Genomic DNA, 1,220 nt, shown 5'->3' on the forward strand with positions numbered 1-1,220 from the left:
GGCAGCGCCACGTGGGAGCCCGGCATACGACCCTCGCCCGAGCCGCCGCCGGCGGTCACGGTCGGCCACAGCGTCCGGCGCTTCCACGCCGTGCCGGGCACCGGGGCGTAACGGCCGGGGCCGGTGACGTAGCCGTGCAGCATCTCCACGACCTGGTCCATGTTGACCTCGTGGCCGTGGACGTACAGCTGGGCGATCGCGTGGAGCAGGGTGTCGGCCTCGGACTCCTTGCGCTTGAGCGTGTGGAGCAGGTTGGGCTCCATCAGGCCGGCGTCGAAGCACGTCGCCGCCACGGACATCGCGGCGACCGGGTTGGGCGCGAACTCCAGGAACGTCACATACCCGGCCTCGACGGCCTTGCGCACGGCGTGGGTGAACCACACCGAGTGCCGCATGCCCTTGACCCAGTACTCCTCCGCGTGGATCGGCTCGTGGCCGGCGCGGTAGAAGGTCTCCTTGTCCACGGAGGAGAACAGGCCGGAGGTGAGCTCGCGCGGCTCCAGGCCCGCGATCTCGGCGGCCAGTTCGCCCAGCAGCATGTCGACGTCGGAGGTGTGCCCGGCTCCTCGGACCTGGAGCTGACGGGCGAACTTGCCCTGCTCCTCGACCCAGGCCACGAACTCGGCGACGGGCTTGGCGCGGCCCCCGACCGTGGTGTGGGTGGGGGCGGCGTAGACCGCGGGCTCGATCGAGGCGAACTGGGGGTTGTCGGCGATGATCTGGGCGATCTCCTCGGCCGAGTACTCGACCAGCGCCATGGCGCCGGCGTCCTCGTCGGAGACCTGCTGCTCCGCGTCGCCCATGAGGCGCGAGCGGACGCAGATCACCCGCACCGCGTCCTCGAGGCTCAGTCCGCCCGCCGCGTAGGCGGCGGCGACCTCGCCCATCGAGTGACCGATCACGGCCTCCGGCTTGGCACCGAGGGCCTTGAGCGTGTCGACGAGCGCGACCTGGACGGCGAAGATGCCGACCTGCGCGTTCTCCACCTCGTAGGTGACCGAGTCGTCGAGGAACATCTCGACCATCCGGTAGCCGGCCTCGAAGTCGATGAGCTCGTCCACCGCGTCCAGGCACGAGGCGAACAGCGGGTTGGACAGGTACAGCTCCTTGGCCATCTTGCGGTGCTGGGCGCCGAAGCCCGAGAACACCCAGACGTCGCCGGTGCCGGCGGGGGCGTCCGCGCTGAAGACGCCGGGGCCGGGGTCGCCGGCCGCCAGCGC

At 71.1% G+C, this 1,220-nt stretch carries 1 protein-coding gene; it reads right to left on the reverse strand.

Translation table 11 applies throughout. The annotated features are described in order from the left end of the window. Positions 1–1,220, reverse strand: a 1,220-nt coding sequence (locus tag G6018_RS12450) for an acyltransferase domain-containing protein (protein ID WP_182639762.1), incomplete at both ends; no start/stop codon positions are given.

The sequence above is a fragment of the Dietzia sp. DQ11-44 genome, from assembly GCF_014145205.1.
Taxonomy (GTDB): Bacteria; Actinomycetota; Actinomycetes; order Mycobacteriales; family Mycobacteriaceae; genus Dietzia; species Dietzia natronolimnaea.